Below are 24,441 nucleotides of genomic sequence, written 5' to 3' on the forward strand. Positions count from 1 at the left end.
CAGTGGAAGGACGTTATCGCGTGGAGCGGACCCGCGCACCTAGCGTGGGGACGTGCCCACGACCGCGACCAGCATCGTCCCACCGCCGGCGCCCGACCCGCCCGAGGCCCCCGACACGCAGGAGCGGATCACCGCCGAGATCGCCGAGGCGCAGGCCGCCGCGGCGACGGGCGCGCAGCCGCGGATCGACTTCGCGCCGTACCGCAGCTCCGCGCTGCGTCACCCCACCAAGGACCTGCGTCACGCCGACCCCGAGGGGATCGAGCTGGTCGCACCGGTCTTCGGGCACTCTGACATCGACCCGGTCGAGGCGGACCTGACCGTCCAGCGCGGTGGCGACCCGATCGGCGAGCGGATGCTGCTCACCGGCCGGGTCCTCGACGGAGACGGTCGCCCGGTGCGCCACCAGCTGGTCGAGATCTGGCAGGCCAACGCGGGCGGGCGCTACCTCCACAAGCGCGACCAGCACCCCGCGCCCGTCGACCCCCACTTCACCGGCGTCGGACGCTGTCTGACCGACGGCGCCGGCGTCTACCGGTTCACCACCATCAAGCCCGGCCCGTACCCCTGGCGCAACCATCTCAACGCCTGGCGACCGGCACACATCCACTTCTCGCTGTTCGGCACCGAGTTCACCCAGCGGCTGATCACCCAGATGTACTTCCCCGGCGACCCGCTGTTCGCGCTCGACCCGATCTACCAGTCGATCACCGACCAGGCCGTCCGCGACCGGCTGGTCGCGACCTACGACCACGATCTGACGACCCACGAGTGGGCGACCGGCTACCGGTGGGACATCGTGCTGACCGGCGCTCACGCGACCCCGTTGGAGCGTGACGAGCAGTGACGATCCCCAGGGAGGCCCTCGCACCCACGCCCGGGCAGACGATCGGCCCGTTCTTCCACGACGCCCTGCCGTACGCCGGCGACAGTCTCCTCGTGCCACCCGGCTCCGCGGGAGCGGTCCGCCTCCACGGCACCGTGTACGACGGCAGCGGGGCTCCGGTGCCCGACGCGCTGGTCGAGATCCGCCAGGCCGATCCGGCGGGCCGGCCGCCGCGCCGCGAGGGCTCGCTGCGTCGCGACGGCCGCTTCACCGGCTGGGGCAGGGCGGCGACCGACGCGTCGGGACGCTACGCGTTCACGACCGTCGTGCCCGGCGGGGTCGGCGGGGGAGCCGCGTTCTTCGCGGTGGTCGTCTTCGCCCGCGGCCTGCTGGACCGGCTGTTCACCCGCGCCTACCTGCCGGGCGAGTCCGACACCTTCCTCGCGAGCCTGCCCGCCGCCGACGCCGCGACCCTGCGGGTCGTCCGCGACGAGGAGGGTGACCTGCGCTTCGACCTCCACCTGCAGGGCGACCGGGAGACGGTGTTCCTGCGCTACCCGCGGCACGACGGTCCGAGGAGCGGGCAGTGAGCGGCCTGCTCCGCCCCGGCGCGCACCGGGCCACCGGCGTCGCCGACGACACGGCCGTCCTGGCCGCCCTGCTCCGCGTGGAGGCGGCCTGGGCACGCGCGCTCGTCGCCGCCGGGGTCGCCACCGACGCCGAGGCCGCGAGGGTCGCCGACGCCGCGGCCGGGCTCGACGTGGACCTGCCGGCACTGGCCGTCGCGGCCGAGGCGGCCGGCAGCCCCGTCGTACCCCTGGTGGCGCTGCTGCGCGACGCGGCCGGCGAGGCGGCGGGCGCCGTACACCACGGCCTGACCAGCCAGGACGTCCTCGACACCGCGCTCGTCCTGCTCGCCCGCGACGCCGTCGCGCGGGTGCGCGCCGACCTGGTGGCCACCGGCGACGCCCTCGCGGTCCTCGCCCGGACCCACCGCGACGATGTCGCCGTCGCGCGGACCCTGACCCAGTGGGCCGTCCCGACCACCTTCGGCCTGCGCGCCGCCCAGTGGCTGGCGGGGGTGGGCGAGGCCACCGCCCGGTTGGACGGTCTCGACCTCCCGGTCCAGTACGGCGGCGCCGCGGGCACCCGTGCCCTGCTCGCGGATCTCGCCGGACCGGGTGCCGCCGCGGCGCCGGCCGCCCTGGCCGCCGCGCTCGGCCTCGGCGAGAGCGACCTGCCCTGGCACACCCGCCGCGGCGTGGTCACCGCGATCGGCGACGCGCTCACCACGGTCACCGACGCCCTGGGGGTCGTCGCCGCGGACGTGCTGCTGCTCGGCCGTCCCGAGATCGCCGAGGTGCACGAGGGCGCGGTCGCGGGGCGCGGCGGCTCCTCGACGATGCCGCACAAGCAGAACCCGGTCCTCGCCGTCCTCGTCCAGGCGGCCGCACGGCAGGCGCCGGGTCTCGCCGCCCAGCTCCACCTGGCTGCCGCGGGTGCCGTCGACGAGCGCCCGGACGGCGCCTGGCACGCCGAATGGCCCGTCCTGGCGCTGCTCCTGGAGCTCGCCACCACCGCGGCCGGCCAGGCGGCCGAGCTGGTCGCCGGCCTGCAGGTCGACACCGCCGCGATGGCGGTGCGCGTCGATGCGGCCACGGCGAGGGGCCTGCTGGACGGCCGCGGCCACACCGGCGACGCCGGCCGGCTCGTCGACCTCGCGATCACCCGCTGGGCGCGGATCCGTGGCTGAGCTGACCCTGACCCGGCTGTCCGGCGGCACGGAGGCCGGTGGTGTCCTCGTGGTCGGCCCGTCCCTCGGCACCGGCGTCGCCGACCTGTGGCGTCGCTGCGCCGCGCTGCTCCCGCCGTCCTGGCAGGTCGTCGGCTGGGACCTCCCCGGCCACGGCGCCGCAGCGCCCACCACCACGGCGTTCACGGTCGACGACCTCGCCGCCGCGGTCCGCGAGCGCGCGGGGGCGACAGCGGCCGGTCGGCCACTCGCCTACGCCGGCGTCTCCCTCGGGGGCGCGGTCGGCTTCACGATCGCCGCCGATCCGGGCCCGTTCGGCGCGGTCGTCACCCTCGCCTCCGCTCCCCGGATCGGTACGCCGAAGGGCTGGCACGAGCGGGCGGCGTACGTCCGCAGGGCCGGCACCGCCGCGCTGGTCGAGGGTTCCGCGGCCCGCTGGTTCGCACCCGGCTTCCTCGACCGCGACCCCGCCACCGGCAGCGGACTGCTCCTCGCGCTGCGGGACGTCGACGACGAGTCCTACGCGCTGGCCTGCGAGGCCCTGGCCGGGTACGACGTGCGCGACCGCATCGCCGTGCGGGACGCGACCGGCGTGCCACTGCTGGTCGCCGGGGGCGCCGCGGACGTCGTCGTCACCGCCGACCAGGTCGACGTCGTGCTGCCGGGCGTCGCCCACCTGCCGCCCGCCGAGGACCCCGCCGCCACCGCCGACCTGATCACCCGTTTCCTGGAGGCCTCCCGATGACCTACGACGACCCCTTCGACGCGGGGATGGAGGTCCGGCGCGAGGTGCTCGGCGACGCGCACGTCGACCGGGCCGAGGCCGCGAAGACCCCGTTCACGCACGACTTCCAGGAGCTGATCACCCGCTACGCGTGGGGCGGCGTCTGGACCCGGCCGGGCCTGGACCGCCGGTCCCGCTCGGTCGCGGTGCTCACCGCCCTCATCGCGCTCGGGCACTGGGAGGAGCTCGCGATGCACGTGCGTGCCGCTCGCACCAACGGGCTGAGCGAGGACGAGATCGGCGAGGTGATCCTGCAGGCCGCGATCTACTGCGGCGTCCCCGCCGCCAACCACGCCTTCGCCGTCGCGAAGAGCGTCCTCGAGGAGCTGGATCCATGAGTCCCACGACGACGACCACCGAGGTCGCCATCGTCGGCGCCGGGCCCGCGGGCCTGATGCTCGCCCACCTGCTGCAGCGGGCCGGGATCGACTCGATCGCGATCGACATCCGCGACCGGGCGGCGATCGAGAGCACCCACCGGGCCGGCATCCTGGAGCAGGACAGTGTCCGGCTGTTGGTCGAGTCCGGTGTCTCCGAGCGGGTGTTGCGCGACGGCTACCGGCACGCGGGCATCGACCTCGCGTTCGGCGGCGGCGGGCACCGGATCGACTTCGAGGCGCTCGTCGGCGCGTCGGTCCAGCTGTACCCGCAGACCGACGTGTTCGTCGATCTCGCCGACGCCCGGGCGCGCGACGGCGGCGACGTGCGGTTCGGCGTGGGTGACGTCTCCGTCGCCGACCTGACCACCGACCGGCCGCTGCTGCGGTTCACCGACGCCGACGGCGTACCGAACGAGGTCGGCGCGCGGATCCTCGTCGGTGCCGACGGGTCGCGCAGCATCTGCCGCCACGAGTTCCCCGAGGCGCGGCGGCGACAGTTCTTCCGCGAGTACCCCTTCGCCTGGTTCGGCATCCTCTGCGAGGCGCCCCCGAGCAGTGAGGAGCTGATCTACAGCCACTCCGAGCGGGGCTTCGCGCTGATCAGCCAGCGCACCGAGAGCCTGCAGCGGATGTACTCCCAGTGCGACCCGGCCGAGGACGTCGCCGACTGGTCCGACGACCGGATCTGGGAGGAGCTGCAGGCCCGGGTCGGCGCCAACGGCTACGTGCTGAAGGAAGGGCCGATCACCTCCACGACGGTGCTGCCGTTCCGCAGCTTCGTCCAGGAGCCGATGCGGCACGGCAACCTCGTCCTCGCCGGCGACGCCGCGCACACCGTCCCGCCGACCGGGGCGAAGGGCCTCAATCTCGCGCTGGCCGACGTGCGCGTGCTCGCCGAGGAGCTCGAGCTCCACCTGGCGGGCGACGACGGCGCCCTCGACCGTTACGCCGAGCGGGCCCTGCGGCGGGTCTGGAGGGCCCAGCACTTCTCCTACTGGATGACCACGATGCTGCACCGCCTGCCCGACGCGAGCGACTTCGACGTACGCCGCCAGGTCGGGGAGCTGACCTCGATCGTGTCCTCGACCGCCGGGTCGACCTACCTCGCCGAGGGCTACACCGGCTGGCCCTCCTGAGGCTGCTCCCCGTCCGCCGGCCAGGGCGTCGTACCCGGCATTCGGGTCGCGGATCCGGCGGATCGGGAGCCCGGATGCCGGGTACGACGAGAGCCCGGGTCAGCGCCCGAGGAGGCGGCGCAGAAGGCGGTCATGGTGTTTCCTCTCGGTTCGTCGGGGCGGATCAGTCGTGGGCGAAGGTGATGGTGGGCAGGATCCGGCGCAGCCAGGTGGGCGTGGCCCAGGCGGCGCGGCCGGAGAGCCGGAGCAGGACGGGCAGCAGGACCAGGCGGATCAGGAAGGCGTCGAGCAGGACCGCGATGCCGAGGATCACGCCCATCTCCTTGGGTGGCAGCGGCCCGGACAGGGCGAAGGTGAAGAAGACCGCGACCATCACGCCGCCGGCCGCGAAGATCACCCGGCCGGAGTGGGCGACCGCCCCGACCATGGCCTCGCGGGGGTCGCCCGACTTCTCCCAGTGCTCCTTGGCCGAGGCGAGCAGGAACACGGTGTAGTCCATCGCGATCGCGAAGATCATCGCGAAGAAGAACACCGGGGCCCAGGCGTCGAGGAAGCCCTGGTGCTCGAAGCCGAGCAGGCCCGAGCCGTGGCCGTCTTGGAACAGCAGTCGCGCGACGCCGAACGCCGCGGCGGTGGACAGCAGGCTGGCCAGGGTGCCGAGCAGCGAGATCAGCGGTGCCTGCAGGGCGACGAGCAGGAGCAGGAAGCCGAGCAGCAGTACGACACCGATCACCAGCGGGGTGGAGCGCTGCAGCTGGTCGGTCAGGTCGATGTTCTCGACCGCAGCACCGCCCACGAGGGCGGACGACGGCAGGTCGGTGCGCAGCCGGTCGATCGTCCCCGGCAGGGCCGGGTCGGACGGGTCGACGGTCGGGACCGCCTGGATCATCGCGAGACCGCTGTCGTCGGCCGCGGGCATGGGCGGGAGGACGGCCTGGATGCCGGCGTCGTCGTCGAGCACGGCGGTCGCCGTACTCGCGTCCGCCTCGTCAACGACGACCTGCAGCATCCCCGGCGCACCGGGACCGAAGGCCTCCTTGACCTGGGCGTAGCCGACCCGCGCGCTGGCGTCGTCGGGCAGCACCTTGATCGACGGCATCCCGGTCTTCAGACCGACGATCGGGGCGGCGAGGATCAACAGGACGACGGTCGCGCCCACGCCCCAGGCCACCGGACGGCGCCACAGGTGCGCGCCCCAGCGGGCGAAGGCGGGGGAGCGGTGCTCGCCGACCTCGACCCAGGGCAGGGCGAACCGGTTGATCCGGTCGTCGAGCTTGAACAGCACCAGCGGCAGCAGGGTCAGCGTCGCGGCGAGTACGAAGACGACCGAGATCATGATCCCGCCGGCCATCGAGCGGAACGACGGCGACGGCACCAGCAGCACCGCGGACAGGGAGACGAGCACGGTCGCGCCCGAGAGCAGGACCGCCTTCCCGGCGGTGTCCATCGTCTCGGCGACGGCCTGCTGGACGGAGCCGTGCCGGCCCATCCGGGCCGCGCGGTAGCGGACCACGAGGAAGAGCGCGTAGTCGATACCCAGCGCCAGGGCGAACATCATCGCGAAGTTCATCGCCCAGATCGAGACGGGCACCAGCTCGTTGATCAGCACCAGCGAGCCGGCCGAGGCGACCAGCCCCGCGAGGGTGAGCAGCAGCGGCAGGCCGGCGGCGACGAGCGCACCGAAGGCCAGCACCAGGATCGCCAGCGTCACCGGCCAGGAGACCATCTCCGAGGTCAGCATCGCCTCGAGGTTGGCCTCGTTGAAGTCCGACCAGAGCAGGGACGAGCCGGTCGGGTTCACCTGGACCGTGTCGGTCGACAGGTGCTGCAGCTCCTCCTTGAGGTCGGTCGCGACCCGGACCATCTCGTTGGTGTCCGCGCCCGCGCCGCCCAGCACGACCGCGGTGCGACCGTCGGGGGAGAGGCTGGCGCCGGGCATCGGCGCGATCACCTCGGCGATCCGCGGCTCGTCCTCGAGCACCTGGGTCACCTCGGCGAGCACCTGCGCGCGGTCGCCCCGGTCCAGCGGCCCGTCGGTGCTGTGCACGACGACCTGGATCGCGTGACTGGCGTTGCCGCCGAAGTGCTCCTGCGCGAGGTCACGCACGGCCACGGACTCCGAGCCGTTCGCCTGCCAGCCCGCGCCGGACAGGTTCTTCTCGACCGCCGGCGCGAAGATGCCGAGCCCGATCACGAGCGCGACCCACGCGATGCCCACGGTGCGGCGGTGCTCGGTCACCCAGATGCCGAGGCGGCCGAGCGGCCCTGGACGCCAGGCGGGTGAGGCCGCCTCGGGTGCGGCCGGTGTCGTCTGCGCCACGGTGGCGCCTCCTTTCCAGATTATCCCCCCGGGGGGTTATGCTGAAGACCGTAGCAGATCCCCCAGGGGGGATAACGAATCGACAAGGAGAGCCCGATGGACACGACCGACTTCACGCTGAGCACCACCCTCGCGGCGTCGTACGACGACACGGTGGCGCGGATCCGCGACCTGCTCGGTGACGCCGGGTTCGGCGTACTCACCGAGATCGACATCCGGGCCACGCTCCGGGCCAGGCTGGGGGTGGAGGTGCCGGCGCAGCTGATCCTGGGCGCCTGCCGGCCCCAGCTCGCGCACCGCGCCCTGGAGGTCGAGCCGCGCGTCGCCGCGCTGATGCCGTGCAATGTGGTGGTCGCGGACGCGGGGGAGGGCCGCACCCGCGTCGACGTGATGGATCCCGGGCTGCTGGCGTCCCTGGTGCCCGATCCCGAGCTGGCCGAGGTGGCCGCGGACGCCCGCGCCCGCCTGACCGGGATGATGGAGGCCCTGACCGCGCCGACCGGAGAGACGGGAGCGACCGCATGAAGCTGGAGCCTGAGGAGATCAAGGCGATCATCACCCGCCTCAAGCGGGCCAACGGTCACCTCGCGTCGGTGATCCGGATGCTCGAGGACGGCGCCGAGTGCGAGGACGCCCTGATGCAGCTCGCGGCCGTCAACAAGGCCGTCGGCCGGGGCGGCTACGCGCTGGTCGCCGCCGGGCTGCAGAAGTGCCTCGTGGAAGGCGGTCCCGACAGCGTCGACGCCAAGAAGATGGAGAAGCTCTTCCTGGCGCTGGCCTGAGGTGGGTGCGGTTCACCTACCGAATTCGTCGTCGACCGGCCCGGATGACGACGAACTCGGTAGGTGAACCGCTGCGTCAGGCCAGCACCTCGCGGACCCCCGCGGCGGCGTACGCGTTCCACAGCGGGACCCGCCGCAGCAGATAGTGCCCGACCGCGCCCATGTCGGTGAACTCGGCGTCGGCGACGTCGGCGGCCCGGGCGACGTAGGCGCGGGTGGCGCGCGACGAGGTGATCCGGTCCAGGCGTCCGTGCGCGGCGCGCAGCACCTTGCCGGCGAGCGGGGCGACCGGGTCGCCGGGCGGCAGCCAGGGGGCGAGGGCGACCACGCCCCGCACGGACGGGTGATCGGCGACGGCGACGCCCGTGCGGGCGCCCATCGAGTGCCCGAGGACGGCGACCGGGAGGTCGTGGGTGCGGGCGATCTCGTCGAGGGCCCAGCGGGCGTCGGCCACGGGGGCGGGGATCTCGCCGCCGGCGGCGTTCCAGCCCTTGACCTGGTAGCGGAGCAGCAGGACGCCGACATCGTCGTGGGTCACGACCGCGGCGAGGTGCCGGGCCAGCGCCCGGCCGCGACGCCACGACAGGCTGCGCGCGTCGACCGGGTCGGTGCCGTGCTCGGCACCGCCGTGCAGCACCAGTGCGATCGCCCGGGCCCGATCGGGAACCCAGCTGTCCGTGAACGACGGAGTGGTCATCGGCCGTGCCTCCTGAGCAGCTGGTAGGCCTCCAGCGTCGCCGCGCGCTGCTCGGCGTGGTCGACGATCGGCTCGGGGTAGGCGCCGAGCGTCGGGTCGGCGAGCTCGGGCACCCAACGGCGCACGTAGCTGCCGTCCGGGTCGAACCTCCGGCCCTGGGTAGTCGGGTTGAAGATCCGGAAGTACGGCGCCGCGTCGGTGCCGCAGCCCGCGACCCACTGCCAGTTGTGCTGGTTGCTCGCGAGGTCCCCGTCGACGAGGTGGGCCATGAAGTGGCGGGCGCCGTGCTGCCACTCGACGTGCAGGTCCTTGACCAGGAAGGACGCGACGATCATCCGCACCCGGTTGTGCATCCAGCCCTCGGCGAGCAGCTGGCGCATCCCGGCGTCCACGATCGGGTAGCCGGTGCGGCCCCGCGCCCACGCGTCCAGGCGGCGGTCCAGCTCGGCGCCGGTGACATAGGGCAGGTCGCGCAGCTCGGGCCGGAAGTACGCACGCGCCGAGTCCGGCCAGTGGTGCAGCACGTGGGCGTAGAACTCCCGCCACGCCAGCTCCTTGCGGAAGGTGGCTGTGTGCGGATCGTCGGCATCGATGCCCGCGAGCACCGTGCGTGGGTGGATCGTCCCCCAGCGCAGGTCGGGGGAGAGCCGGGAGGTGGCGTCGAGGTCGGGGCGGTCCCGCACGTCGTCGTACGGCGTCCCGCGCCAGGCCTCCCAGCGGGCGAGCGCCGCCGCCTCGCCCGCCTCGGGCAGGTCGACGTCCCGCAGGTCCGGCTCGGGAGGGAGGTCGTCGGACGGCGCGCCCGCCCACGCCACGGCGGCCGGGTCGGAGTCGGCCGGCGCGCGCCAGCCGTGGTCGATCCACGCACGGTGGAAGGGCGTGAAGACCTGGTAGGGCCGTCCGTCGCGGGTCAGCACCCGCCCGGGCGCGACGGCGTACGGCGAGCCGGTCCGCACCAGCGGAACCTCACCGAGAGCTACGGCGACCCGCTCGTCGCGTGCGGCGCCGTACGGGCCGAAGTCGGCGCTGACGTGGACCGCGCGGCCACCGGTCTCCGCGGCCACCGCGGGCACGACCGACTCCGGCCGCCCCGACCGGACCACGAGGCCGCGGCCGTGCTGTCGCAGGTCGGCGTCGAGCGCTCGCAGGGTCCGCAGCAGGTAGGCCCGCCGGACGTCACCGGCCGGTCCCCACAGCGCGGGGTCGAGCACGAACAGCGGCAGCACCGCGCCGTCCGCGGCGGCGGCCAGCAGCGCCGGGTGGTCGCCGAGCCGCAGGTCCCGCCGGAACCACAGGATGCTCGAACTCACCCCGCCATGCTGGCAGGTCAGTGGGCGCGACGGGCGAACACGGTGCCGGCGAGCGAGCCGACGACCAGCGCGGTGAGCACTGTCAGTGCGATCTGCAGCGGCTCCCGGCCCTGCTCGAACGGCAGGATGAGCGGCAGCACCAGTGCATAGGCGATCAGAGCCGCCACCGCGCCGTGCAGGCCGGGGCTGCCGGCGCGCCGGCTGTGCCGGGCCGCGACCGCGAAGGCGACGATCGCGACCGCGGCGAGCCAGCCCGCGGCGAGCGCCGTCGAGGCGAGCGTGAGGAAGGGGGCGAGCAATCCGCCGAGGATCAGCACGCTGAAGCCGGTCGAGGCCCCCCGGACGGCACCGGGTACGTCGATCCGGCCCGTGGACGTGGCGGTAGCGGCGGTGGGAGGCACGCCGCCCACGCTAGGTCGCGCCCGCCGGGCCCCGGTATCACGCCCGCGCACAAGGACTCCCGCGCACTTTGGTCGTCGCCGACAACCGGGCGCGCCGGGTCTCCGAGGGGGCCTTGCCCACCACCGACAAAGACCCCTGCGGATTTTGTGGCCCACGACTATGACGCTCCCCACGCAACGCTGAGAGGTTGACCGGACTCCCACCCGAAGCAGGCGGTGACGATTCATGGGGAATGTCATGGGGACTTCCACACGCAGGGCTGCGCCCCGGCCGGGCAGCCTGGCAGCCGGCGTGTCCGAGCTCGGCGAGATGACCAGGCTCGGCGGCACGGTGACCTGGATGGCGATCCGGGGACCCTGGGACTACGGGCGCGACACCGTCGACCAGATGTTCCTGATCCTCAAGCAGTGCTGGATCCCGATGGCGGTGTCGTGCACCTTCTTCGGTCTCGGCGCCCCAGGCCTGCAGGGCGGCAACATCTACGCCCTCTTCGGGATGCCGGAGCGGCTCGGCTCGTTCTTCATCATGGCCAGCATCCGCGAGTTCGCGCCGTGGGTGAACGCGATGGTCGTCGCGGGCGTGGTCGGCTCGGCGATCACCGCCGACCTCGGAGCCCGGCGGATCCGGGACGAGATCGACGCCATGGAGGTGCTCGGCGTCGACCCGGTGCGGGCGCTCGCCCTGCCGCGGATCGTCGCCTGCACGCTGATCACCGGCCTGCTCGACATCGTCGCACTGTGCTTCGGCCTCCTCGGCGGGTTCATCGCCGCCGTACCGCTGCTCGGCGCGAATCCGTGGGCGTTCTACAACAGCCTGTTCGCGAACCTCACCACGCCGGACATCTGGGGCAGCGTCGTGAAGACCACGCTCTTCGGCCTGATCATCGGCGTCGTCTGCTGCTACAAGGGCATGTACGCGAAGGGCGGTGCGATCGGCGTCGGCCGGGCCGTCAACCAGGCCGTCGTCATCGCCTTCGCGCTGATCTGGGTCGTCAACGTCGTCTTCACCAACATCCTGCTCGGGCTCAATCCCGAGATCCAGGTCTTCAAGTAGGGCGGCGCGACGTGACGACGACTCCCGACCGCGACGCCGGCACCCGGCCGAGCGCGCCGACCCCCAGCGACAGCGAGCTGTCCGTGGCCAGCGCGATGGGCTCGGTCCGGGCCGCGCTGACCACGGGCGGCGAGATCCTGCGCTTCTCGTGGCAGGTCACGCGCAGCCTGCCCGAGGTCCGGGTGCACTGGACCGAGATCGTGCGACAGGCCGGCATCCTGGTGCTGTCGAGCGCGCTGATCATCTGGGCGATGCAGTTCGTCATGGGGACGATGTGCGGCACCGAGGCGATCTACACGCTCAAGCAGGTCGGAGCGCCGATCTACTCCGGCATCTTCAACGCCTGGTGCGCGGTCCGCGAGCTCGTGCCCTACATGTGGGGCTACATCCTCGCGGCGAAGATCGGCTGTGGCCTGGTCGCCGAGATCGGCTCGATGCGGATCGCGGAGGAGGTCGACGCCCTCGAGGTGATGGGCGTCGACTCGCGCAGCTACCTCGTCGGCACCCGGATCGTCGCGGCCTGGCTGTCCATGCCGTTCCTGTACGCCGTCAGCCTCGGCATGATGTCGCTCGGCGAGATCCTCGTGACGGTCTACTACGTCGGCGGCGTCTCACCCGGCGGCCACATGTACGTCTTCTGGCTCTACCAGAACCCGATGGACTTCCTCTTCTCGCTGTCCAAGGGCATGGCGATGGGGACCGCGATCGTGTTCGTCGCCTGCTACTACGGCTACACGGTGAGAGGCGGATCCGTCGAGGTCGGCAAGAACACCGCCAGATCCATGGTCCTCAACATGGTGCTCATCCACCTGATCGGCGCCCTCGGGACCCAGCTCTTCTGGGGCCTCTCACCCAACGCGCCCATCGGCAACTAAGGACATCGCATGACCACCCTTGCTCCCACGGGTGCCGCCCACCGCGGTCCCGACCTGCCCGGCGACCAGCACTCGATGGAGGTCCGCAACGTCCACAAGAGCTTCGGGCCCTACGACATCTTGACCGGGATGAACCTCAACTTCGTCGACAACGCCATCACGACGATCCTCGGACCGTCGGGCACCGGCAAGAGTGTGCTCATCAAGCACCTGGTCGGCCTGCTGGAGCCGGACGAGGGGGAGGTGCTGATCTTCGGCCAGGACATCTGGAAGATCAGCAAGCAGGAGCGCTACGAGCTGCGCAAGCGGTTCGGCGTCCTCTTCCAGGACGGCGCGCTGTTCGGCTCGATGAACATCTTCGACAACGTCTGCTTCCCGCTGCGCAAGCACACCGACATGACGGAGCACGAGATCCGCGACCTCGTCATGGACCGGCTCCAGGAGGTCGGCCTGGAGGGTGCCGCGGCGAAGCTGCCCAGCGAGGTGTCCGGCGGCATGCGCAAGCGCGCCGGCTTCGCCCGGGCGCTGATCCTCGATCCCGACATCGTCATGTTCGACGAGCCGGACTCGGGCCTCGACCCGGTCCGCACCAGCCTCCTCAACGACGTGATCCTCGAGATGCACGAGCGGCACAAGGGCACCTACATGGTGGTCACCCACGACATGGCGACCGCACGCAAGGTGAGCGACTACGTCGGCGTCGTCTGGAAGGGCAAGTGCATCCACTACAGCGAGGCCGACGCCGCCTTCGACTCCGACAACCCGTTCGTGCGGCAGTTCCTGGCCGGCGACTCCGTCGGCCCGCTGGGGATGGACTGATGGAGCGGAGTGCGATCGTCGCCGGCGTGCTCGCCGCCGCCCTCGTCGGAGGCGGCGCGGTGGCGCTGGAGAAGGGCGACGGGTACGCCGTCCGCGCGGTGCTGCCGAACGCGGGGAACCTGTTCGTCGGCAGCTCGGTGATGTACGACGGCTACGAGGCCGGCAGCGTCACCGACATCGAGGTCCAGGACGGCCGGGCCCTGGTCTCCCTCTCGCTCGACGACGAGTTCGGCCCGCTGCACGACGGAGCGAGCGTCGAGGTCGTGTGGAAGGCGGCGCTCGGTGAACGGCTGGTCCGGGTGGTCGACGGCGACGAGAAGAACGCCGAGCTGCCCGATGGCGCACTGCTCGCCGGTGTCCAACGGGAGCCGGTGGAGCTGGACGCGGTGCTCTCCGCGCTCGACGAGCCGACCCGGACCCACCTGGCGTCGCTGGTCACGCGGCTGGAGGGCACGCTGCGCGGTCGCGAGGGCGACGCCCGGGACAGCCTGACCGCGGCCGGGCCGGCCGTCGAGCAACTCGGCGCCGTGCTGCGCGGGGTCGGCACCGACGGTGAGGCGATCCGCCAGATCATGCAGCAGCTCGACGAGACGATGGGGATCCTCGGCTCACGCGGCGAGAGCCTGGAGCGGGTCGTCACCTCCCTGGCGTCGGCGACGAACGCGGTCGCCCAGCAGCAGCGCGGACTGGGGGAGACGCTCGACAGGCTGCCACCGGTGCTGAGCAGCGCCACCCGCACCCTGGACCGGGTGCCGGGCACGGTCGAGGAGACCCTGCCGTTGCTGGCGGACCTGGCACCGGCGACCAAGAGCCTGAAGCCGGTCGCGAAGAACCTGCGCCCGCTCCTGCAGGACCTCCGCCCGACCGTCGCCGACCTGCAGCCCACCCTGGTCGCGCTGTCGGAGCTGCTCGGCATCACTCCGGCCCTGCTGGACGTCAGTACGGCGACTCTCCCGTCCGCCGACACGGCGCTGATCGGCCTGACGCCGGCGATCGACTTCCTGCGGCCCTACACGCCCGAGATCGTCGGCTGGGCCACGAACTGGGGATCGGCCGGCGGCAACAAGGACAGCAACGGCCACTACGTCCGGTTCCACATCCAGACCGGCACCGAGGCGGTCATCCCCAGCAGCCGGCCCGGTCCCGGGGTCACCCAGAACCTCACGCCCGAGCCCGGCGAGCCGGTCGGCCAGCCCTGGACCGACGCCGACGGAAGCGAGATGCGATGAGTCACCCCGGCAACGGTGGGGCGCTGAAGGACGTCGGCCGTGCCGGCGTGGTGGCGGCCCTGATCGCGGGCGGCATCGTGGTGGTGTCGAGCATCGTGGGCGACGACGACCCCGCAGACCTGCTCCGCGCCCGGTTCGTCTCGGCCGCCCCGCTCGTGGAGGGCAACGAGGTCAAGGTCGACGGGGTCGTGGTCGGCACCGTGGAGTCCCTCGAGGTGGTGGACGGCGTGGCCGAGGTCGCGCTCGACCTCGACGACGAGGCCGGACCGCTGCACCAGGACGCGCGGCTCACGATCCGCCCGGTGAGCCTCCTCGGCGAGCGGTACGTCGACCTCGACCGCGGCACCACCGACGCTCCGCCGCTGGTCGACGGCACGGTGATCCCGGTCGAGCAGACCGCGACCTCCGTCGGGCTCGACGAGGTGCTCAACACCGTCGACGACCCGACCGGCGCGGGGCTCCGGGCCCTGGTGACCACCCTCGGCGAGGGGATCCAGGGCAACGGCGGCAATGTCGGCCGGACGCTCGCGGCGCTCGCCCCGAGCCTGAAGGACACCCGTGCCCTGGCCGCCGTCCTGGACCAGCACAACGAGTTGCTCGTGCGCCTGATCGACCAGTTCGAGCCGGTGGCCGGTGCGCTGGCGACCCGGGACGGCGAGGCGATGGACCAGCTGGTCGCTTCCTCCGAGCAGGTCCTCGCCGCGGTGCGGGAACGGCAGGCGAAGCTCGAGCGGACACTCGACCGCCTGCCGGGCACCCTGGCCGTGCTGCGCTCGACGCTCGGGAACGTGCGCAGCGCCGCCGACGACACCGCACCCACGCTGGCCGAGCTGCGTCCGCTCACCGACAAGCTGCCGCAGCTGTCGCAGGAGCTGCGTGCGTTCTCCGACGTCCTGGACCCCGCGCTCGCGACCTCGCAGCCCGTCCTCGACGAGGCGGACGCGCTGCTCCGCGCCGCCGCGCCCGTCGCCGCCGACCTGGAGGCCGCGGCACCGGGCCTGGCCAGGTCGACCTCCGGCGTCGAGAAGGTGGCCGACCGGCTGACGGGCAACCGGGACAAGCTGTTCGACTGGATCCGGTTCTGGGCGTTGACGACCAATGGCCGCGACGGCCTCTCGCACTACTTCCGGGTGGGTGCGGTCGTCGACCCGGACATGCTGACCGGGCTGCTGCCGAAGGCCCCGTCCGGCCCCGCGGGCGACCCGGCGGCCGGCAGCAAGCAGGCCGGCGGCAAGCCGGGGAGCGGTCCGCAGGGCGGCTCCGGACCGGCCGGCGTGCCGAACGGCGTGGCCGGTGGCGTCGACGGCGTCCTCGAGGGACTCACCGGCCTGCTGACCGGCCTGCTCCAGCCGGGCAGCGACGGCAGCGCCACCGGCCTGACCGCGGACCAGGAGAAGGGTCTGCTCGGCATGCTTCTCGGAGGTCTCTCATGACACGGAACCCACTCGTCGGCTGGCTGCGGAGCCCGCTGGGCATCGGCACGATCGTGGTCGCGCTCTTCGCGACCGCCGTGGTCTTCGGTCTCAACGCCACCCACGGCATGCCTCTCGCCGAGCGCAAGGAGGTCCGGATCGCCTTCGACGACCTGAGCGGTCTCAACACCGGCGACGACGTCCGGATCGCCGGCAGCCGGTTGGGCTATGTCGACGCCCTCGAGCTCGACGACGGTCAGGCGATCGCGGTCGTCCAGCTCGACGACCCCGACACCCCGCTGTACGACGACGCCCGGGCCGCCCGGATCTCGGACCGCTCCGGCCTGGGCCAGAAGTTCGTCACCCTCGACCCGGGCGACCCGTCGACCGGCCCGCTGCGCGACGGCGCCGTGATCCCCGCCGACCAGACGGTCCGGGCCGAGGACGTCAACGAGCTGCTCGACGTCTTCGACGAGCAGACCCGGGCGAGCGCGTCGGCGACGCTGAAGAACCTCGGCGGTGGCCTGGCCGCCCACGGCGAGGACCTGCACGGCTTCCTCCGCCACGCCCCGGGCATCCTCGAGGACACCGGCGCCGTCTCGGGAGCCCTGGCGGCCGGCGACGGCACGCCGCTGGAGCGGATGCTCGTCTCGGCCGACCGGCTCACCGGGCGGCTGGCCGCCCGGGACGACGAGCTGGCCGCGCTCATGGACCAGATGGCGGTGACCGTCGACGCGTTCGCGGTGGACGGTGCCACCCCCGTGCGGGCCTCCCTCGACCAGGCGCCGCAGACCCTCGACACCGCCGACTCCGCGCTCCGCGCCCTCGACGCGCCGCTCGCCGACCTGGCCGTCGCGATGCGCGAGGTCCGCCCGGGTGCCGTCGCCCTGGGCCGGGCGACGCCCGACCTACGGGCCTTCCTGCGGGAGGGCGTCACCCCCGTGGCGAAGGTGCCGGGGGTGAACGACGCCGCGGTTCCGGGTGTCCGGGCGCTCGACGGTCTCGTCGCCGACGCCCGGCCGCTGGCCGCGCAGCTGGTCAGGACGGGCTCGACGGCGGCCCCCCTGGCGAGCGTCCTGGGCGATTACGCCGGCGACATCTCGCAGTACTACACGGGCGCCTCGGCGTCGCTGTCGCACGGCGACCGGGCCGGCCACTGGCTGCGGATCCTGCTGCTCCCCGCGCCCGAGAACGCGGGCCTGCCGCTCTTGGTCGACCGTGATCCCTATCCCGAGCCCGGAGAGACCTGGTGACCGGCATGCGTACGACGACCCGGGCCCGTCGCGGCCTGACCACCCTGCAGCTGGGCAAGATCTTCGTCGCCCTGGCGCTGGTCGCGGCCGCGCTGCTGTTCCAGAAGGCACAGCTGGCCGCGGCGCTGCGCCCCGGCGAGACCGTCGAGATCCAGTTCCGCGAGGCGCACCGCCTGCGCACGGCGATCTCGGACGTCAAGCTGTCCGGCGTCGACGTCGGCGTGGTCCGCTCCGTCGAGCGGGACGGGGACGTGACCACCGTCGAGGTCAAGGTCGACGACGACGTCGTCGACGCGCTGGGCAGCGCACCCTCCGCCCGGATCCGGCCGGCCACCCTGCTCGGCGGCAACTACTACCTCGAGCTGCTGCCCGGCGGCCGCAAGGGCGCCTTCGCCGGGGTGATCCCGGTCGACCGCACGCAGCTGCCGGTCGAGCTCGACGGCGTCGCCCGGGCCTTCCCGGCCGACGCTCGCCAGGGCGTGCGCACCGGCACCGCGGCCCTCGACGAGTCGCTCGACCAGCGCGGCCGTACGGCGCTGCGCCGCCTGCTGAGGTCGAGCCCGCGGACGCTGGTCTCGACCGAGGCGGTGCTGCGCGGCCTGCGCGGCACCGCGCCGGAGGAGGACCTGGCCGCGCTGGTCGCGGGCGGCGAGAACGTCTCCACCGTGCTCTCCTCCGAGAACGTCCGGCTGGCCCGCCTCGTCGACGACCTGGCGACGACGTCGTCGGTGCTGGCCGAGCGCCGCCAGGACCTGGCCGACGTGTCCCGCACCATGCCGGGCACCCTCGACGACACCACCGTCCTGCTCGACCGGCTCGACGGCGTCCTCGACTCGCTTGAGGCCACCGCGGACCCGGTCCGCCCGGCCGTGCGCGAACTGGCCACCCTGCTCGACGACGCCGACCCGGTCCTGGCCCGGGCCCGGCCGGTCGTGGCCGACCTGCGAGAGGTGCTGCAGGACGCCCGGCCCCTCGTCGGCGACCTGCTGCCGATCAGCCGCGACCTCGACACGACGGTGCGCAACGTCAACGGCGCGGTGCTCGACCGGGTCAACGGGCCGATCCTCGGGCAGCTGATGACGCCCTGGCACGGGACCGGGCCCTACGCCAAGGGCGGCGCCGATCGCCCGCTCTACAAGGAGACCGCCTACATGTTCTCCAACCTCGCCCAGGCCAACATGATGGACGCCAACGGCTCGATGATCTCCTTCCTCCCCGGCGTCGGACCTGCCTCGCTGGCGGGACTGCCGATCAGCCTGGAGCAGCTGCTCACCGGTGGCACGTCGGGCGGCATGTCGGGGGCGGACCGATGAGCCGCCGCCTACGCCGCTTCTGGGAGCGGGCCCGCAGCGAGCCGGGCCTCGGCAAGAACCTGATCGCCGTCGGCGTGCTCGTCGCGCTCGGCACCGCCGTCGCCGGCTACTTCCTGGCGCACCAGCGGTTCAATCCGCCGTGGGAGGACAGGTACACCGTCTACGCCGTCGTCGACGAGGCCGCGGGCGTGAGCCCCGGCAACGGCCAGGAGGTGCGCATCGCGGGCGTCCAGGTCGGCGACATCCGCTCCGCGGAGGTCGGGCCGGACGGACAGGCGCGTCTGGAGCTGCGGATCGACTCCGGCCAGGAGGTGCACGAGGACGCCCGGCTCCTGCTGCGGCCGAAGAGCCCGCTCAACGACATGTACGTCGAGATCAGCCCCGGCACCGCGGACGCGCCGGTGCTGGGCGACGGCGACACGATCCCGCTGGGGCAGACGGTGTCGCCGGTGCAGGTCGACGACGTGCTGGCGAACCTCGACAGCCACACGCAGGACGCGCTGAGCAGCCTGTTCGCGGAGTCCGACGTGGCGCTCGTGAACGCTCCCGCCACGCTCCCGGCCGGGCTGGAGCAGGCGGACCTGCTGCTCCAGGACCTGCAGCCCGTCATCCGTCGCCTGGAGACCCGGCGCGAGAACCTGGCCCGGCTGGTCCACGCACTCGCCCGGGTCTCCGCGGCCGCCGGCCAGAACGACGCGCGGCTGCAGCGGATGGCGACCTCGCTCGGCGAGACGCTGAGCACGCTGGCCGGGGGCCGGGAGGGCCTCGACGGCACCCTCGCCCAGCTCCCCGAGCTGTCCGCGGACCTGCGCGCCACCACCCGCAGCGTCAGCGCCCTCGCCGACCAGCTCGACCCGACCCTGGCCGACGTCCGGGCCGCCAGCGACGAGCTGCCCGGGGCGCTGAAGAGCTTCGACAGCAGCATCGACGAGCTCGACGCGTTCGTGAAGAAGGCCGGCCCGGTCCTCGAGCACGCCCGGCCCGTGGTCGGCGACCTGCGCGCCGCGGCGCCCGACGTACGCCGCGTCGCCGGTGATCTGCGACCGCTCAGCGCCGATGCGCAGCCGCTCACCGCCGACCTGGTCACCCACCTCGACGACGTCGCCGCGTTCGTCTACAACACCAACTCCGTCGCCAGCCTCCGCGACGCCAACCGCGGCATCCTGCGCGGCCTGTTCACGGTGTCGCCCGAGACCCTGGGAGGTCTCCTGCCATGAGAATCCCGCACGCGGTCGTCCCGAGGCTGCGGGGCGCGACGGTGCTCGCGTTCCTCGCGCTGTGCACCACGATCTTCAGCTTCCTGTGGCTGCAGGCGGGCGGCAGGCTGCCCCTGCTCTCGCGGGCCGGCTACCAGGTCACGATCCCGTTCGCCGACGTCGACAACCTGGTCTTCCAGTCCGACGTGCGGATCGCCGGCGTCGAGGTGGGGCAGATCGAGGGGATCGACGTCCAAGGCCCCCGGGCGATGGTCACTCTCGAGCTCGACGACGCCGCCGTCCCGCTGCACGAGGGCGCCACGATCACCGTCCGCAACAAGACGATGATCGAGGAGACCTATCTCGAGATCATCGACGGCACCGGAGCGGCGTACGACGACGGCGCGACGCTGCCCGAGGCCGCCGGCCGGGGGAGCGTCCAGCTCAACGACGTGCTGTCCAGCCTCGACGAGCCCACCCGCCAGGACCTCTCGCGGCTGATCCGGTCCGGTGGCGCCGCCACGGCCGACACCCAGGGGCAGGTGGACGCCCTGCTGACCGGGCTCGGCGACCTCGGCGACCACGCCGGCGCCCTCGACGCGCTGGCCGCCCAGTCGGAGGACCTGACGTCGCTGCTGGCCACCTCGACCCGGGTGCTCGACGCGCTCGACGTCCAGCAGGGCCGGATCGCCGACCTCACCCGCGACGCACAGACCCTCACCGCCGTCACGGCCGGACACGAGGAGGACGTCGAGGCGCTGATGCGCGCCCTCCCACCGCTGCTCGTGTCGACCGAGCGGGCCGGCGGGAGCCTGGAGGACCTCTCCGCGCCCCTCGCGACCGTCGCGCACCACCTGCGTGGTGCCGCGCCCGACCTCAGCGCCGCCCTCGTCGAGCTGCCCGCGACCACCCGCGACCTGCGCGGCCTGCTGCCGGCCCTCGATACGACACTGGACCGGGCGCCCGCCTCGCTCACCCGGCTCTCGCCCCTGCGGGAGGCCGCCGCGCCGCTGCTGGGGACCCTCCAGGTGAACCTCGCCGACCTCAACCCGATGCTCGCCTACATGTCGCCCTACGGCCGCGACATCGTGTCGTACTGGTCGAACTTCATCGGCTTCGTCAAGAGCGGCGACCGCAACGGGCCGATCGCCCGGGTGATGCCGGTGCTCACCCCCAACTCCGCGAACCTGGCGGTGCCGTTGAGCCCCACGACGATGTACAACCCGTACCCGGACCCGGGCCAGCACGACAACCCTGCCGAGTTCACCGGGAAGTACCCCGAGATCGAGGAAGACCCGATTCCTTGACCGGCGCACCGAGCCTGCGGACCCTGGCCGCCGCGGCGGCGGCGCTGGGCGTGCTCGCCCTGCTCCTCGTCGGCGTCGGCCGGGTGCGGGTGGAGACGGGGGTCGACGACTTCGTGCCCCGCGGCGACCGCACGCTCGCGGCGACGGCCGCCGCGGCCGAGGAGTTCGGCGGAGACCCGGTCGTGGTACTGCTCGAGTCGACGGCTCCGGGCGGTCTCCTCGCCAAGGAGCGGATGCCCGACCTGCTCCGGCTGGAGGGCGAGCTCGCACGGCTCCCGGACGTCGCGAAGGTCTACGGCCCCGGCACCGTGCTCAACCAGATCGCCGGCCAGGCCCAGGACCTGCTCGCCGAGCTCAGCGGCTACCGCGACGCCCTGCGCTCGCGCGCCGAGCGCGAGGCGACGCAGCGGGGCGCGGGCGCGGCGGCGGTCGAGACGGCCGGACGCGCCGCGACCCGGGACTTCGACGAGCGCTACACCGCCCTGCTCGCGCAGGGGATGCCCGGCGGCCTGCCGACCCTGCACAACCAGGCCTTCATCGACCGGGTGGTGTTCAACGCCGAGGGCGACCCCCGACCCCAGTGGGACTTCCTGGTACCCCGTCCCGACGCCGTCGTCGTGCTGGTCCGCCCGCGGGCCTCGCTCAGCCAGAGCGCGACCGAGCGGCTGGTCGGCGCCGTCCAGGCGACGGTCGAGGCGAGCGGCGTCGGCCGCGCCGACACCACGCGGAGGGTCACGGTCTCCGGTGTGCCGGCGGTCGTGGCGTCCCTCGGGGAGCAGATCCGGCACGAGATCCCGCTGCTCGGTGGCGTCGCGGTGCTCGCCGTCGGTGCGTGGTTCCTGCTGACCGGCTGGACCCGGCGCCGGCTCCGGCTGCTGCCCCTCGGCGCGACCCTGCTCGGCACCACCGCCGTGCTCTCCCTCGCCGGCTGGACCGGACGTCCGTTGCCGCTGACCGCGGTCGCCTTCCTGCCGGTGCTGCTGGGCATCGGCTCGGACTTCATGACCTATCTCCACCGCGGCGCCGGCACCCGGACCGTCGTGGCGGCGGCCCTCGCCTCCGCGGCCGGCTTCGCCGCGCTGCTCGTCGCCCCGGTGCCCGCCGTCGCCGAGTTGGGCGTCAGCCTGGCCGTCGGGCTGGTGGTCACCGTGCTCGTCTCGCTCGGCCTGCAGCGGCTCCTGCCACGGCTGCGCGACGACAGCCCGCCGACCGCCCCGGCCCGCCCGGGCGAGCCGGCTGACCCGGGCGTCCCGGGCGCGGGCCGTCGGGCCCGAGGCGCGGCGGTGCTGGCGCTCGTGGCCGCCGCGACTTCCGGCTGGGTGCTGTTCCCCACTCTCGACCTGCGCGCGGACCTCAACTCGCTCGCCGACGGGTTGCAGCGCTACGACGACGCGCAGCACGTGCAGCGCGTCGTGGGCACCTCGGGCGAGGTCGTCCTCCTGGTCCGCGGCACCGACGTCCTCGACGCCGATTCCCTCGCGTGGATGGACGGCGCCCGGCAGCGGCTGGTCGCCGACCACGGGGACGCGCTCAGCCCGATCCTCTCGCCACCGGACCTGCTGGCCTTCCTCGGCGCCACGCCCGGAGACACCCAGGTCGACGCCGCGGTCCGCCTGCTGCCGCCGTATCTCGCCTCCAGCGTCGTCACGCCGGAGCGGGACCTGGCGATCATGAGCTACGGCGTCGACCTCGACGACGTCGGTCGGCTCTCGACCCTGCGGAGCTACCTGGCCGAGCTCGCCGCGACCGCGCCGCCGGGCGTCGACGTCGAGGTCGCCGGGTTGCCGATGGTCGCGGTGTCGGCGCACGACGCCCTGCGCCAGGACCGGGTGTTGGCGTCCGCGCTCGGTGTGGTCGCCGCCGGCCTGGTGCTGCTGCTGGTGCTGCGGGAGCGCCGGGTCGCCCTGGTCGCGGTGCTCTCGGCGGCGACGGCGTCCGGCCTGGTGGCGCTCGGGCTCGTGGTCGCCGGCGCCACCCTGAGCCCGATGACGGCCGGCCTCGGGTCGCTGACCGCGGCCGTCGCCTGCGAGTTCACGGTGCTGCTGGCCCACGCCCGGCGGACCGGCGATCGACGGATGACCCGTGCCGTCGACCTCGCCGCGGCCGCGTCGGGCACCGGGTACGTCGTGCTCGCGCTCTCGCAGCTCGGCGTGATCCGGGACTTCGGGCTGTTGCTGTCCCTGACCGTCGGCGCCTCGCTGGCTGTCTCGCGCCTGCTCGTGACGGCCCTGCTGCCCGCCGGGCGCGCCGCGACCACGGCGCTCCCCGCGGCACCGCGACCGGCGCGCGTTCTGGAGGTCGTCGGATGAGGGAGGACACGAGGTGGTCACGATGGGCATGACGGGGACGAGGTGGCTGGGCCACCGCCGGGTCCAGGTCGGGGTGGCGCTCGCGGTCGCTCTGGTCGCCGCGGCATCGGTGTGGCGACCGTGGAGCGACGACCTGCCCGACGACGCGGCCTTCGTCATCGGCGACCGAGTCGTGACGGTCGCCGAGCTCGACGCGCGCAACGACTCCCTGCGGGCCCTGTACGGGGTCGAGGAGCCCAGCGCCGGTGACGCGCGCGCCTCCTTCCGGCGCCAGGCGGCGAAGTCGATGGCGATCGGGATCGTGCTCGACCGGGCGGTGGCCGAGGCCGGTATCGAGGTGCCGGACGCCACCGTCGACCAGACCCTCGGCGGCTTCATCGACCAGCGGTTCCAGGGCGACCGGGCCGCCTTCGTCGCCTCGCTCGGCAATGTCAGCACCTCGGAGAAGGTGGTGCGCGCGGAGGTGCGGCGACAGATCGCGTTGCGCGAGCTGCTGGCCGCGATCGCCGGTGACGTCACGGTGTCACGGGCGGAGCTGCGGACCGAGTTCGAGCAGCGCCGGGACCGGCTCGGCACTCCGGATCGCCGTCGCGTGCGCAACGTGGTCGTGGCCGACGAGCAGGCGGCGCGCGAGATCCGCGATCGGCTCGACGCCGGCGCGGACCCGGGGCGGATCGCCCGCCGCGCGAGCATCGACGGCGCCACCCGCGACGCCGGCGGCGACCTCGGGGCGGTCGCCCGGGCCGACCTCCTGCCCGAGGTCGGCGAGGCGGTCTTCGCCACCCCGGCCGGGTCGGCGTACGGGCCGGTCCAGGGCAGTCAGGGCTGGAACGTCGGTGTCGTCGTCGAGGTCCTGCCCGCGGTGCCCGCCACCTTCGCCGCCGTCCGCGCGGACCTGCGCCGGCAGGTGACGGGGGAGCGGACGGAGGCGACCTGGAGCGCCTGGCTGGCCGAGCGGATCAAGGCCGCCGACATCCGCTACCGGGCGGCGTACCGGCCGAAGGACCCCTACGACGTGACCGCCTGGGATCAGTCCGCCGTCGCCGGGACGGAGCCCCGGCCGTGACCTCGATGCTCGACGCCCTGACCTGCCTGGCGATCGCCTGCGGGCTCGTCGTCCTCGGCACCTGGGGCCGCTCCCACGCGGACACCCTCGTGGTGGACACGATCCAGGGCGAGGAGCGCGAGCAGCGGATCGCCGTGCTGCGGCGCGGCGCGGTCACCTGCTACGTCGTCGCCGCGGTGCTCGGCCTGGCCGCGTTCTTCCTGATCGCGACCCGCTGAC

At 73.5% G+C, this 24,441-nt stretch carries 23 protein-coding genes and 1 pseudogene; 20 read left to right on the forward strand and 4 right to left on the reverse strand.

Features of this window, described 5'->3' with window-relative positions; translation table 11 throughout:
• The first annotated feature begins 52 nt into the window (after nt 1-52).
• The 6 genes and pseudogenes from pcaH (at nt 53) to RB608_RS13200 (ending at nt 4,879) form a co-directional block, all read left to right on the forward strand.
• Nucleotides 53-847, forward strand: coding sequence for a protocatechuate 3,4-dioxygenase subunit beta (pcaH, locus tag RB608_RS13175; protein WP_308088407.1), 795 nt, complete (start codon nt 53-55; stop codon nt 845-847).
• A complete protein-coding gene (gene pcaG, locus RB608_RS13180; protein WP_308088408.1) occupies nt 844-1,416 on the forward strand; it encodes a protocatechuate 3,4-dioxygenase subunit alpha in 573 nt (190 codons plus the stop codon). Before pcaH ends, pcaG begins: the two co-directional genes overlap by 4 nt.
• Entirely contained in the window at nt 1,413-2,579 is a 1,167-nt protein-coding gene (locus tag RB608_RS13185; protein ID WP_308088409.1) for a lyase family protein, read from the forward strand. The genes pcaG and RB608_RS13185 overlap by 4 nt, the downstream gene beginning before the upstream one ends.
• Nucleotides 2,476-3,321 (forward strand): annotated as a pseudogene (locus tag RB608_RS13190) (alpha/beta fold hydrolase); the annotation flags it as partial. The gene RB608_RS13185 and the pseudogene RB608_RS13190, both read left to right, overlap by 104 nt.
• On the forward strand, nt 3,321-3,701 hold the full coding sequence (pcaC, locus tag RB608_RS13195; RefSeq protein ID WP_308088411.1) for a 4-carboxymuconolactone decarboxylase: 381 nt from the start codon (nt 3,321-3,323) through the stop codon (nt 3,699-3,701). The pseudogene RB608_RS13190 and the gene pcaC, both read left to right, overlap by 1 nt.
• On the forward strand, nt 3,698-4,879 hold the full coding sequence (locus RB608_RS13200; protein WP_308088412.1) for a 4-hydroxybenzoate 3-monooxygenase: 1,182 nt from the start codon (nt 3,698-3,700) through the stop codon (nt 4,877-4,879). The genes pcaC and RB608_RS13200 overlap by 4 nt, the downstream gene beginning before the upstream one ends.
• Before the next feature lie 163 nt (nt 4,880-5,042).
• On the opposite strand, the gene RB608_RS13205 is transcribed toward RB608_RS13200, so the two are convergent.
• The gene (locus tag RB608_RS13205) at nt 5,043-7,199 is read right to left on the reverse strand and encodes an MMPL family transporter (protein WP_308088413.1); all 2,157 of its coding nucleotides are present in this window, start codon (nt 7,197-7,199) and stop codon (nt 5,043-5,045) included.
• Between the two features lie 96 nt (nt 7,200-7,295).
• Between RB608_RS13205 and RB608_RS13210 the strand changes: the two genes are divergently transcribed.
• Together RB608_RS13210 and RB608_RS13215 are read left to right on the forward strand one after the other, a co-directional pair.
• Nucleotides 7,296-7,724 carry a DUF302 domain-containing protein gene (locus RB608_RS13210; RefSeq protein ID WP_308088414.1) on the forward strand — a complete coding sequence of 143 codons (429 nt, stop codon included), beginning with the start codon at nt 7,296-7,298 and terminating at the stop codon, nt 7,722-7,724.
• A complete protein-coding gene (locus tag RB608_RS13215; protein WP_308088415.1) occupies nt 7,721-7,981 on the forward strand; it encodes a metal-sensitive transcriptional regulator in 261 nt (86 codons plus the stop codon). Before RB608_RS13210 ends, RB608_RS13215 begins: the two co-directional genes overlap by 4 nt.
• A 76-nt stretch (nt 7,982-8,057) precedes the next feature.
• Here RB608_RS13215 and RB608_RS13220 read toward each other — a convergent pair whose 3' ends face one another.
• Genes RB608_RS13220 through RB608_RS13230 form a run of 3 tightly spaced genes read right to left on the reverse strand, consistent with a single transcriptional unit; the run spans nt 8,058 to nt 10,389 of the window.
• The gene (locus tag RB608_RS13220) at nt 8,058-8,678 is read right to left on the reverse strand and encodes a serine aminopeptidase domain-containing protein (protein ID WP_308088416.1); all 621 of its coding nucleotides are present in this window, start codon (nt 8,676-8,678) and stop codon (nt 8,058-8,060) included.
• Nucleotides 8,675-9,988, reverse strand: a complete 1,314-nt coding sequence (locus RB608_RS13225; RefSeq protein ID WP_308088417.1) for a deoxyribodipyrimidine photo-lyase — start codon at nt 9,986-9,988, stop codon at nt 8,675-8,677. Before RB608_RS13225 ends, RB608_RS13220 begins: the two co-directional genes overlap by 4 nt.
• Before the next feature lie 17 nt (nt 9,989-10,005).
• Entirely contained in the window at nt 10,006-10,389 is a 384-nt protein-coding gene (locus tag RB608_RS13230; RefSeq protein ID WP_308088418.1) for a hypothetical protein, read from the reverse strand.
• Between the two features lie 238 nt (nt 10,390-10,627).
• Between RB608_RS13230 and RB608_RS13235 the strand changes: the two genes are divergently transcribed.
• Genes RB608_RS13235 through RB608_RS13290 form a run of 12 tightly spaced genes read left to right on the forward strand, consistent with a single transcriptional unit; the run spans nt 10,628 to nt 24,440 of the window.
• Nucleotides 10,628-11,443: an ABC transporter permease gene (locus tag RB608_RS13235; RefSeq protein ID WP_308088420.1), complete on the forward strand. Its 816-nt coding sequence runs from the start codon at nt 10,628-10,630 to the stop codon at nt 11,441-11,443.
• Between the two features lie 11 nt (nt 11,444-11,454).
• Entirely contained in the window at nt 11,455-12,318 is an 864-nt protein-coding gene (locus RB608_RS13240) for an ABC transporter permease (protein ID WP_308088421.1), read from the forward strand.
• A 9-nt stretch (nt 12,319-12,327) separates the two neighbouring features.
• Nucleotides 12,328-13,137, forward strand: coding sequence for an ABC transporter ATP-binding protein (locus tag RB608_RS13245; RefSeq protein WP_308088422.1), 810 nt, complete (start codon nt 12,328-12,330; stop codon nt 13,135-13,137).
• Nucleotides 13,137-14,366 carry an MlaD family protein gene (locus tag RB608_RS13250; protein WP_308088423.1) on the forward strand — a complete coding sequence of 410 codons (1,230 nt, stop codon included), beginning with the start codon at nt 13,137-13,139 and terminating at the stop codon, nt 14,364-14,366. The genes RB608_RS13245 and RB608_RS13250 overlap by 1 nt, the downstream gene beginning before the upstream one ends.
• Nucleotides 14,363-15,799, forward strand: coding sequence for an MlaD family protein (locus tag RB608_RS13255; protein WP_308088424.1), 1,437 nt, complete (start codon nt 14,363-14,365; stop codon nt 15,797-15,799). The genes RB608_RS13250 and RB608_RS13255 overlap by 4 nt, the downstream gene beginning before the upstream one ends.
• Nucleotides 15,796-17,031 carry an MlaD family protein gene (locus RB608_RS13260; protein WP_308088425.1) on the forward strand — a complete coding sequence of 412 codons (1,236 nt, stop codon included), beginning with the start codon at nt 15,796-15,798 and terminating at the stop codon, nt 17,029-17,031. The genes RB608_RS13255 and RB608_RS13260 overlap by 4 nt, the downstream gene beginning before the upstream one ends.
• A 5-nt stretch (nt 17,032-17,036) precedes the next feature.
• On the forward strand, nt 17,037-18,344 hold the full coding sequence (locus tag RB608_RS13265; RefSeq protein WP_308088426.1) for an MlaD family protein: 1,308 nt from the start codon (nt 17,037-17,039) through the stop codon (nt 18,342-18,344).
• Complete coding sequence (locus tag RB608_RS13270; RefSeq protein ID WP_308088427.1) at nt 18,341-19,561, forward strand: MlaD family protein; 1,221 nt, start codon at nt 18,341-18,343, stop codon at nt 19,559-19,561. Before RB608_RS13265 ends, RB608_RS13270 begins: the two co-directional genes overlap by 4 nt.
• The gene (locus tag RB608_RS13275) at nt 19,558-20,847 is read left to right on the forward strand and encodes an MlaD family protein (RefSeq protein ID WP_308088428.1); all 1,290 of its coding nucleotides are present in this window, start codon (nt 19,558-19,560) and stop codon (nt 20,845-20,847) included. The genes RB608_RS13270 and RB608_RS13275 overlap by 4 nt, the downstream gene beginning before the upstream one ends.
• Nucleotides 20,844-23,156 carry an RND transporter gene (locus RB608_RS13280; RefSeq protein WP_308088429.1) on the forward strand — a complete coding sequence of 771 codons (2,313 nt, stop codon included), beginning with the start codon at nt 20,844-20,846 and terminating at the stop codon, nt 23,154-23,156. Before RB608_RS13275 ends, RB608_RS13280 begins: the two co-directional genes overlap by 4 nt.
• Nucleotides 23,157-23,178: 22 nt before the next feature.
• Nucleotides 23,179-24,222: a peptidyl-prolyl cis-trans isomerase gene (locus RB608_RS13285; RefSeq protein WP_308088430.1), complete on the forward strand. Its 1,044-nt coding sequence runs from the start codon at nt 23,179-23,181 to the stop codon at nt 24,220-24,222.
• A complete protein-coding gene (locus tag RB608_RS13290; protein WP_308088431.1) occupies nt 24,219-24,440 on the forward strand; it encodes a hypothetical protein in 222 nt (73 codons plus the stop codon). Before RB608_RS13285 ends, RB608_RS13290 begins: the two co-directional genes overlap by 4 nt.
• Nucleotide 24,441: the final 1 nt, after the last annotated feature.

This window comes from Nocardioides sp. LHD-245 (assembly GCF_030929495.1).
GTDB lineage: Bacteria > Actinomycetota > Actinomycetes > Propionibacteriales > Nocardioidaceae > Nocardioides.

Coding starts and splice junctions, on each gene's coding strand:
- RB608_RS13245 (WP_308088422.1), top strand. CDS start 12,328: ATGACCACCCTTGCTCCCACGGGTGCCGCCCACCGCGGTCCCGACCTG.
- RB608_RS13200 (WP_308088412.1), top strand. CDS start 3,698: ATGAGTCCCACGACGACGACCACCGAGGTCGCCATCGTCGGCGCCGGG.
- RB608_RS13260 (WP_308088425.1), top strand. CDS start 15,796: ATGACACGGAACCCACTCGTCGGCTGGCTGCGGAGCCCGCTGGGCATC.
- RB608_RS13210 (WP_308088414.1), top strand. CDS start 7,296: ATGGACACGACCGACTTCACGCTGAGCACCACCCTCGCGGCGTCGTAC.
- RB608_RS13235 (WP_308088420.1), top strand. CDS start 10,628: ATGGGGACTTCCACACGCAGGGCTGCGCCCCGGCCGGGCAGCCTGGCA.
- RB608_RS13270 (WP_308088427.1), top strand. CDS start 18,341: ATGAGCCGCCGCCTACGCCGCTTCTGGGAGCGGGCCCGCAGCGAGCCG.
- RB608_RS13220 (WP_308088416.1), bottom strand. CDS start 8,678: ATGACCACTCCGTCGTTCACGGACAGCTGGGTTCCCGATCGGGCCCGG.
- RB608_RS13285 (WP_308088430.1), top strand. CDS start 23,179: ATGGGCATGACGGGGACGAGGTGGCTGGGCCACCGCCGGGTCCAGGTC.
- RB608_RS13215 (WP_308088415.1), top strand. CDS start 7,721: ATGAAGCTGGAGCCTGAGGAGATCAAGGCGATCATCACCCGCCTCAAG.
- pcaC (WP_308088411.1), top strand. CDS start 3,321: ATGACCTACGACGACCCCTTCGACGCGGGGATGGAGGTCCGGCGCGAG.
- RB608_RS13275 (WP_308088428.1), top strand. CDS start 19,558: ATGAGAATCCCGCACGCGGTCGTCCCGAGGCTGCGGGGCGCGACGGTG.
- RB608_RS13265 (WP_308088426.1), top strand. CDS start 17,037: ATGCGTACGACGACCCGGGCCCGTCGCGGCCTGACCACCCTGCAGCTG.
- RB608_RS13250 (WP_308088423.1), top strand. CDS start 13,137: ATGGAGCGGAGTGCGATCGTCGCCGGCGTGCTCGCCGCCGCCCTCGTC.
- RB608_RS13255 (WP_308088424.1), top strand. CDS start 14,363: ATGAGTCACCCCGGCAACGGTGGGGCGCTGAAGGACGTCGGCCGTGCC.